Source organism: Glycomyces tritici, from assembly GCF_030403505.1.
Genome location: NZ_JAUEMJ010000008.1, coordinates 229445 through 237656 on the forward strand (window position 1 = coordinate 229445; position 8212 = coordinate 237656).

Sequence of the window (8212 nt, forward strand, 5' to 3'; positions counted from 1 at the left end):
GACGCAATGCCTGCGCCGCAAATCGGCCGGGCCGGGTGGCGACCCGGCCCGGCCCCCCTCCGTGCTCCTGGCCTCACCACCACTGGGCGACGGTCACCGGCGCGTATCCCCCGTTGTCGCCGAGGTTCGAGTCGTTGAAGCTCAACTGCAGCTTCCGGCTGGTGCCGCCGAGCGATTCGTACACCATGCAGGGCGTTCCGGTGTGCACCGTGCCGATCGCCGGGAACCACGCTCCGGCCTCGTACCAGCCCCAGCCGTGGACGTACATGGCGCCGACGTCGACCCTCCCGATGAGCGAGTAAGGCGCCAGCTCAGGTGCCGGCCCGCCCGGGTTGTGGCTGAACAGATCGCCGAACACCGACTCCTCGCGTCCCCAGTAGTCGACCCTGATGACGCTGCCGGGGGCCGCCGTGACCTTCAGCGCGTCGCCGTCCAGGAGGTTCGCCGAGCGCTGCCAGTCGGTCACCTGGTTGCCGTAGGCGTTCCACGCCGAAGGGTCCTCGTCGTCGGGCGAGACGTCGCTGGTGCACAGGACCAGCGGCGCTCCGGGCGGCGGCAGCAGGAAGCCCTCGGTGCGGTGCAGCGTCCAGCCGGACGGCACCGGCGTCCAGGGACGCCAGGTGGCCATCGCCGCGTTGTCTCCGAGCGCCGGGTTCCAGTAGCTGCGGAGCGGCTCTGCGCCGCTGGGCGACAAGGTCGAGACGTAGCCCTCGATCCGGAAGAGCACGTATTCGTCGCCCGAGGTCCGCCGGTCGCCGACCTCCCCGGCCCAGTTGGGATCGGTGGTGAGGAAGTTGTCGCCGCGGGCGGCGCTCCACCAGTGGTAGAGGGGGACTGAGTTCGCCGGCTGCGGGTTCGCCGGGTTGTAGACGAAACCCTGGATGCCGACGGCCCGGTAGCCGGGGTCCGCCGCGCAGGTGCGGAAGTACTTGCACGTCCATGTCGACTGGGTGGTGGTGAAGTGGTCGCCTCGGGTCGGGCTGAAGAAGGAGACGAGCGGCACCAGTGCGGGGCCGGTCGCCGCGGCGGGCAGGGCCGGGGTGGTCGCGATGACGGTCAGAGCCAGCGCGATGGCGAGCGCAACTCGCTTGAGCAGACGCATGGGGCTCCTTTCGGGCTCGGTGTGCAAGCTCAGTATGAGCGCCCAACGTAGACCCATGGGTTCATGCGTGACGTGCGAAAACTCCGCTTTGTCTTGTCGCCGTCGGCGTTCGGACCACTTCACGGGACGAGGCGGGCGCGATTCGCCGAAAGGCTCGAATGCGGTTCGATGCCCGGGATCGAACACGCTCGTTCGGGTTTGTCACGCGCCGACGGCTTGGTGCGCGCCGATGACGAGGGTCGGGCCCGCAGGTGTCGCCTGCGGGCCCGGCCGTGGCCTTCGGAGCGTCAGTCGAGGTGCGCGGCGATCCGCTCGGCGAACGCTTCGGGGGTGATGATCTCGACCCCGAGCGCTTCGGCCTTGGCCCGCTTGCTGCCGGCCTTCTCCCCCGCGACGACCAGGCTCGTCTTCGCGGACACGCTCGACGACGCCTTCCCGCCGGCGCGGGCGATCAGCTCGTTCATCTGCGTCCGCGAGTAGTCCGCGAGCAGCCCGCTCATCGAGCCGGTCACGACGACGGCCATGCCCGCGAGCGGCAGCGCGCCGCCGGCGCCTTCACCCGTTTCACCGTCCGCCTGGGGTGCGACGAACCCGGGCTGGGCCAGGTTCACGCCGGCGTCCTGGAGCTTCTCGACCACCACGGCCAACTCCGCGAGTTCGGCGACGATGACCGGCGCCTTCTCCGGGCCGATGCCGTCCACCTGCTCGAACGCGGCGGCATCGGCGGCCTGGACGGCTGCCATCGATCCGAAGTGCGACGCGATCCGCAGGGACATCGATCGTCCGGTGCCGCGGATGCCCAAGGCGCAGAACACGCGGTTGAGCGGCTGCGCCTTGGCGGCCCCGATGGCCGCGAGGAGCTTGTCGGCGCTAGTGTCCCCCATCCGGTCGAGCGACAAGAGCTGCTCGCGCGTGAGCGTGAACAGGTCCGCGTAGTCCTCGATCATGCCGCGCTCGACCAGCTGCACGATGATCTTCTCCCCCATGCCGTCGACGTCGAGGCAGTCGCGGGCCACGGCGTACTGGACCGCTTCGATCCGGCCGCAGGCGCGTCCTCGGACGCAGCGCCAGCGCTCCTGGGACCGGTCGATGTCGGAGCCGCACCGGGGGCAGGTCTCGGGGAACGCGATCGGCTGCTCTGCGCCCGTGCGGGTGGCGGCGATGGCGCCTTCGACGCGGGGAATGACCTCGCCTGCGCGCAGCACGTAGACGCGGTCGCCGATGCGAAGGTCGCGGCGGGTGATGTCGTTCGGGTTGTGGAGGGTCGCGTAAGTGATCGTGGTGCCGCCGACCTCGACGGGCTCGAGGATGGCGCGAGGGGCGATGATGCCGGTCCGGCCGACGTTCCACTCCACGTCGCGAAGGACCGTGATCTTCTTGTCCGCCGGGAACTTGTACGCCGTCGCCCAGTGCGGGGTGCGCGAGCCGGTGCCGGCGTCGGCGCGGTCGGCCGGGGTGTTCGCCTTGATGACCGCGCCGTCGAGTTCGATGTCGAGGTCGGAGCGGATGGCGCCGATGTGCTCGATGCGCTCCTGGACTTCGTCGAGCGTGCCGCACACGAGCGCGGCGATGCGGCTGCCGATGGTGGTGCCGACCCCGAGCCGGTGAAGCCGGCCGATGAGGTCGATGTGGGTGAGGTCCGCGAGCTCCGGGTCGCTCGTGTGCGCGGCATCGGTGAGGGCGTCGTACGCGATGAAGGTCTGCTGCACCTTATAGGTGCGGTCCCTGGCGCGCAGTGACCCGCTGGAGGCGTTGCGGCGGTTCGCGAACGGCTGGCCGCCATGAGCGACACGGGCCTCGTTCGCAGCCATGAACTGCTCCGAAGTCATGAGCACTTCACCGCGGATTTCAACGGTGACCGGTTCGGCGAGTTCGAGCGGCAGTCCGATGATGTGGCCGATCGCGTGCGACACGTCCTCGCCCGTGGACCCATCGCCGCGGGTGACGAGTCGTGCAAGCTTTCCTCGCTCATACCTGGCCGCCAGGGCAACACCGTCGAGCTTCGGTTCGACGACCCATCCGGCGACCTCCCGGCCGCCGATACGACGCTGGAGGGACGCCGCCCAGTCGGCCAGCTGCTCGGCCGAGAACACGTTCCCGAGGCTGAGCATGCGCACCAGGTGCGGCACGTCGCCGGTCGCGACGCCGGCGGCGACCTCGCGCGTGGGCGAGTCGGCGGCGACCTCGTCGGGGTGCGCGTCCTCCCATGCGGTGATGCCGCGCAGCAGCCGGTCGTAGGCATCGTCGTCCATACCGGACTCGCCGGAGCCGTAGTAGGCCTCCGCGGCGGTACGGGCCGCAGCGACCGCAGCAAGGTAGTCGGATTCAGTGTCGATGGTGACGGCAGGAGCCACAGGGATCGTTGTCATGCACTCATGTTGTCATGCGAGTACGACAATTTCCTTCGCGCTGACCTGCACGAACACGTGATCCGCACCCAAATTGAACGGCGTTATGTCGGGGCCGGCCGCTACGCTGAGCCATGCCCGAGCAGCAGAAACCAGCGCGACGCCACCATGTGGTTTCGAAGTTCTACCTGCGCCGGTTTGCCAACCCCCGGAACCAGCTCATCCGGTGCCCGCTCGACGGGAAAGCGCACCTCCAATCAGTCAACGACGCCACGGTTCGCAAGGACTTCTACAGCGTTCTTGCGGAAGGCGTCGAACAGGATGCGTTCGAGACGGAGTTGGCCGAGGTCGAGACTGAGGCGGCGGCTGCGTTCACTGCGATCCTGCGTAACGGGGTCTGGCCGCCAACCCTCGAGCACCGGCTTGCAGTGTCCGCGTGGATTGGGCTGCAACACCTGCGTGGGGAGCACAACCGACGCATGGTCGAGCAGATGCACCGCATACTCACGAAGCTTGAAGTCGGCATGGCTACCGTCGAGCAAATTCGTGAACTCGTGAACGCTCCGTCCGATGCCCCGGACGACGAAGTCGAAGCGGCGCGGGCGTACATACTCTCGACCGCTGACTCCCTCCCCATCCATCACCATGCGCATCTGATGGCGATCGGGCAAGTGCTCGAGCGAGCGATCATGTCGGTGTTCGACCGTCAGCCGTGGACGTTGGTCGAATTTTCTTGGGACGCGCTGGGCACCTCGGATACGCCGGTGGTTGTCGTTCCTGACGAGGACGCTCTCGCTGGGCTCCGTGCCGTCGGCATCGGCTCCGCCCCAGCGCTGTACGTGCCGTTGAGCACTCGTGCTGGTTTGTTCATGGATGAACTAGGTGCCACTGCTCCGGATGGGCGCATGTCAGGCAGCCCAGAACTCGCTCGTTCGCTGAACGAGTTCACGCTTCGCACTACACGTCGAGCGCTCTACTACCACCCGGACACGGACCCGTTCGCCGGGTTCGAGATGCAGCCGCCACGCGAGCAGGAGGTTATGGTTTCGCACGATCAGCTCAGCAACTTCATCGACGAAGCAGCGCTTGAGCAAGGCCGTCCCTCTTGGTTGCAGGCATCAACTGAATAGCCCGACAGCACACCAGAGTCGACCATTCCGCGAGCGCTGCTTCCGAGGCAGCCCATACGGCTGTACTAGCATGGCCGACTATGGAACAGCAGGCGCGGGAGGCGCACGTCCGCAGCATCATCGAAGCGGTGCGCTGGACGGAATTCCCGGACGCCCTCGGCACCAGGGTCGACCTGACCGAACCGCTCGTCCGGATAACACTAGACCGGCGCCTTCCGAATGAGGAGCGCTACTACTGCTCAGGCGCGATGTACAACCACATTTGCTGCCAAGGCAGCATGGGAGAGGTAACCCTTCCGGTGACGCGCGTGGTGCACCGGCTGCTCGAGGCTGATCTGGCCGTCAAGCCAGATCTCCTCTACGAACTACTTGAGGTCCACCGAACCTCTTGGACCGAACTTCCGATGACCGACCCCGATACCGGCGAGCAGGTGGTCATGTGGGAAGCGACCTTCCGCGAGCTCTACCGGCACAAGGACCTGTACCTGCGCGACCTTGATCGTCTGCAACCCTCCGAGTGTCCTGCGCTGCTGGATCTACTGTGGCTGCTGTCGCCCAAATATCCCGAGATCATCGACCATGCCGTCCAGAGGTCAGCCCAGCTTGAAGGCGACGAGCGAGCCGTCATTGAAGCAAAGATCGAGCAGATGCGAGCTGCTCTGGAAGATGACAAAGCCGACCACGATCATCGACTCGATATCGAACCGTAGAGCTGATGCATCCGGGGCATTTCTGGCACCCCACGCCGGGAACGTACACGCCGAAGTGCATGGGTGTTCAGCCTCAGGGAGTCGCCTCGCCAGCTTGGTCTTAGACCAGCACAGTCGGCCGCGGCCAGTGTGCGCAAGCGGCGCAGAACGGCCGCGTGAGGGTTGCTTGGCCGGCGCAAAGCGTTTCGCCGGGGTGGTTGCGTTCGCAGTCGCACGCGCACGTCGGCACAGAGGATGCCACCGGGCCCGTGTCGGCCTCCGGGAGCGTCGTCAAACGGGTCATGCCAGGGTCCTTCTCAGTCGTCGTATCGGGTGTGGACGGCGAGGACGAGGCCTGCGCCGCCGGGAAGCCAGATCCGCCAGTCGTACGCGAACCCGCTGTTACGGTCGTTCAACGCGCGGGCGGCCGCGGCGAGGTCCGCGTCTATGTCAGGGAGACGCTGGCGGCGCGACCGGAGTTCATTCGATGCTTCGGTCATGTGATGCTGCAGCCACGCGAGCGCGGCCGCTTCGCTCGAGACGGGCTCAAGCTCGAAGTTGTGCCACGGCGGCTCGTGCCACACGAGCGGGTCACTGCCGGGAAACAGCGGCTTGCGCTGGCTCGACAGGTCATACACGGTCCGCTCAGGGTCACCGGTCAGGTATCGGAAACGGCGCCAGTGGTAGTGCCCCATTACGCGCCCACACCGAACACGGCGTTGTTCCCGACGCGCGCCCACTGCTGGTCTTGGGCAGCGTTTCTGGCGCGCATGTCGGCCTGGTAGTCCGCTTGGTAGCCCGCGCAGGGCCACGCTCGCGTGCAGCGGCCGCAGCGGGGGCCGTTCTCGAAGTGGCGGCTTCCGGCTCCTGGTGGTTGCGCGGCTTTCGGTTCGGGTCGTTCGGTCACCGCGCGTCGCTCCAGAACGCGGCCGCGACCTCTTCAACCGTGACCGCTTCGTGCCAGTCCGGGTCGAACACCAGCTCACGCTCGGATTCCACCTGGCTGAACACGGCGTGCTGCTTCGGCGTCACCAGGTCGAGGACGGCGCCCACGGGCTGTCGGGCGTGCTCGCGCCGCCACGGGTGCATGTACACCCACACGTTCCGGTCACCCTGCCGGTACACGAGGTACCGGTGGTGGCCGTAGTCGAACGCGCCAATGAGGCCTTGAGCGGGCGGCACGACCGCGCGCTGCGGCTGCTCAGCAAATGTGGGCTCGGCCGGGGTGATCACAGCAAGGAGCTGCGTCTGGTCCTGCGTGGTGTACGCGGTCATGAGGTGGTGGATCCAATCTGGAGGGCTTGGGCGAACACGAGGTCAGCGAGCGGCCAAACGGGGTCGAAGAGCACGCGCGCGCCTATGGCGACGCGTTCGAAGGAAGGCTCGGGGAACCCGGCCGTGATGCCGGCGATCCGGCCGATGGGGTGCAGCACCGGGTCGCCGGCGGCGGACACGGCAACCCACAGGTGGTGTTCACGGTCGCGGTGGACAGTGAACTTCAGGTCGGCGAGCGCGAACGAGCCGCAATGTTTCGCGCCGTACCGGAGGACTCGCAGCTCGAACGCGGAGGTCATGACCGCTGCCGCACGACATTGAGATAGTCGGCCGCGCACGCAGCGATCCGGGCGCGGTTCCCACCGCGGGACGCCCACGCTTCCATGTCGGGGACGACGTGCACGGTCGGGTGGATCGAGTCGGCGCTGACCACCCATCCGATGCGCAGCCATTCCGCGCCGTTGTCAATGTGCAGGATCACCTGCCCTGACCAGGGTTCAGCTTCCATGCGAACGAGGACGTCGTCCAGATAGAACACGTCGTCGCGCAGATCCGGTACTGCTTCTGCCACGCCCATCCCCACCTCCGGGTATGTAAACGCAAAGCACTCAACAGGTTCGTGCTCCTGTTGAGTGCTTCGTTGTGCGAGATTGATGCGGCGCGGCCCCCTCCCAAGGACCGCGCCGCTCAGGCCGGTGCGCCTCTGGCGGACCCGTCCTGTGCTGGGCCGTCCGCCAAGGCTCGGTAATGACGGACGGCCGCAGAGCAACGTTCAAGTTCGGGGCCGGGACGGAAGATCCCCCTACCGTCCCGGCCCGTGGCGGGCCTCGTGCGGCCGACAGGAGCACTCGGCCCGCCGTGTGCTGCACGTTCTCGACTGCGCCCACCCCTCAGGAGCGCAGACGTCACGAAGCAGCGGATTGAAGTCAAGGTGTGGCTGGGGCTCAACGAGGGTCGAGCCCCAGCCGTTCCCGGGGGCACCAGGTGTCGAAGCTGGGTCACCGGTGTGTGGCCACTATCGGCGCTCGCGCACCCCTCAAGCGTGAACGTCGACAGTGACCGGTCGGCACGTCCGCGGTCAGCGCCAGCCGACCCGATGGACGCGCAAGCCTGATGCGCCGCAGAGAGAAGCGGGCTTCGACGGTCCAGTGACAACTGGTCCATGCCCACACCTCCCCCTGAGACGAACGACGCCGCTCCAGTGAGGAGCGCTATGCATCAATCCTAACATAAGACATCTTATTTTAGGATGGCTAAACTTGAGGCTTCCTACTATCGGATGACAGGGCGAGAACCCCGAGGAGCCCGGCATGGTACAGACTCAGGGCATGACAATGACTTCGCCGACAGTGCTGCGCCGCATCGCCGCGGCCGAACTGGTGCGCCACCGTGAAGCCGCCGGCATCGACCAGGTCGACGTCGATCAAGCCTGCGAACTCAGCCGAGGCTCAACGTCCCGCTACGAGACCTGCTACTCGTCGATGAGCGCCCCCGTTGCGCGCCGGATCTTCTCGCATCTCGGGGTTGAAGGCGCCGAGCTAAGCGATGTCCCGTTAGTTGCTCGTGGGTGCGCCCAGGCGCGGCGGTTTCGCGGGTGTCAGCCTGTAAGGGTGAGGTTGTGGAGGCGGGCGATGCCGGCCATTGCCTCGGCGGAGCCCTCGCCACGGA

At 67.0% G+C, this 8212-nt stretch carries 9 protein-coding genes; 3 read left to right on the plus strand and 6 right to left on the minus strand.

The genetic code is table 11. The features are described from left to right. Positions 1–73 precede the first annotated feature (73 nt). Positions 74–1102 carry a hypothetical protein gene (locus tag QWI33_RS22825; RefSeq protein ID WP_289959233.1) on the minus strand — a complete coding sequence of 343 codons (1029 nt, stop codon included), beginning with the start codon at positions 1100–1102 and terminating at the stop codon, positions 74–76. 287 nt (positions 1103–1389) lie between these two features. Further along, positions 1390–3471, minus strand: a complete 2082-nt coding sequence (gene ligA / locus QWI33_RS22830; RefSeq protein WP_289959234.1) for an NAD-dependent DNA ligase LigA — start codon at positions 3469–3471, stop codon at positions 1390–1392. Positions 3472–3584: 113 nt separating this feature from the next. On the opposite strand from ligA, the gene QWI33_RS22835 reads away from it, so the two are divergent. Further along, complete coding sequence (locus tag QWI33_RS22835) at positions 3585–4580, plus strand: DUF4238 domain-containing protein (RefSeq protein WP_289959236.1); 996 nt, start codon at positions 3585–3587, stop codon at positions 4578–4580. An 80-nt stretch (positions 4581–4660) separates the two neighbouring features. Continuing rightward, complete coding sequence (locus QWI33_RS22840) at positions 4661–5290, plus strand: hypothetical protein (RefSeq protein WP_289959237.1); 630 nt, start codon at positions 4661–4663, stop codon at positions 5288–5290. Between the two features lie 296 nt (positions 5291–5586). Here the strand turns inward: QWI33_RS22840 and QWI33_RS22845 are convergent, their stop codons facing one another. The 4 genes from QWI33_RS22845 to QWI33_RS22860 form a co-directional block, all read right to left on the minus strand. Beyond that, a complete protein-coding gene (locus QWI33_RS22845; protein WP_289959238.1) occupies positions 5587–5964 on the minus strand; it encodes a hypothetical protein in 378 nt (125 codons plus the stop codon). A gap of 208 nt (positions 5965–6172) precedes the next feature. Continuing rightward, positions 6173–6544, minus strand: a complete 372-nt coding sequence (locus tag QWI33_RS22850; RefSeq protein WP_289959239.1) for a hypothetical protein — start codon at positions 6542–6544, stop codon at positions 6173–6175. Beyond that, positions 6541–6843: a hypothetical protein gene (locus QWI33_RS22855; protein WP_289959240.1), complete on the minus strand. Its 303-nt coding sequence runs from the start codon at positions 6841–6843 to the stop codon at positions 6541–6543. The genes QWI33_RS22850 and QWI33_RS22855 overlap by 4 nt, the downstream gene beginning before the upstream one ends. Further along, positions 6840–7115, minus strand: a complete 276-nt coding sequence (locus tag QWI33_RS22860; protein ID WP_289959242.1) for a hypothetical protein — start codon at positions 7113–7115, stop codon at positions 6840–6842. Before QWI33_RS22860 ends, QWI33_RS22855 begins: the two co-directional genes overlap by 4 nt. Before the next feature lie 739 nt (positions 7116–7854). Between QWI33_RS22860 and QWI33_RS22865 the strand changes: the two genes are divergently transcribed. Next, positions 7855–8212: helix-turn-helix domain-containing protein (locus QWI33_RS22865; protein ID WP_289959244.1), on the plus strand; the 358-nt coding region annotated here is incomplete at its 3' end.

Coding starts and splice junctions, on each gene's coding strand:
- QWI33_RS22825 (WP_289959233.1), bottom strand. CDS start 1,102: ATGCGTCTGCTCAAGCGAGTTGCGCTCGCCATCGCGCTGGCTCTGACC.
- ligA (WP_289959234.1), bottom strand. CDS start 3,471: ATGACAACGATCCCTGTGGCTCCTGCCGTCACCATCGACACTGAATCC.
- QWI33_RS22835 (WP_289959236.1), top strand. CDS start 3,585: ATGCCCGAGCAGCAGAAACCAGCGCGACGCCACCATGTGGTTTCGAAG.
- QWI33_RS22840 (WP_289959237.1), top strand. CDS start 4,661: ATGGAACAGCAGGCGCGGGAGGCGCACGTCCGCAGCATCATCGAAGCG.
- QWI33_RS22845 (WP_289959238.1), bottom strand. CDS start 5,964: ATGGGGCACTACCACTGGCGCCGTTTCCGATACCTGACCGGTGACCCT.
- QWI33_RS22850 (WP_289959239.1), bottom strand. CDS start 6,544: ATGACCGCGTACACCACGCAGGACCAGACGCAGCTCCTTGCTGTGATC.
- QWI33_RS22855 (WP_289959240.1), bottom strand. CDS start 6,843: ATGACCTCCGCGTTCGAGCTGCGAGTCCTCCGGTACGGCGCGAAACAT.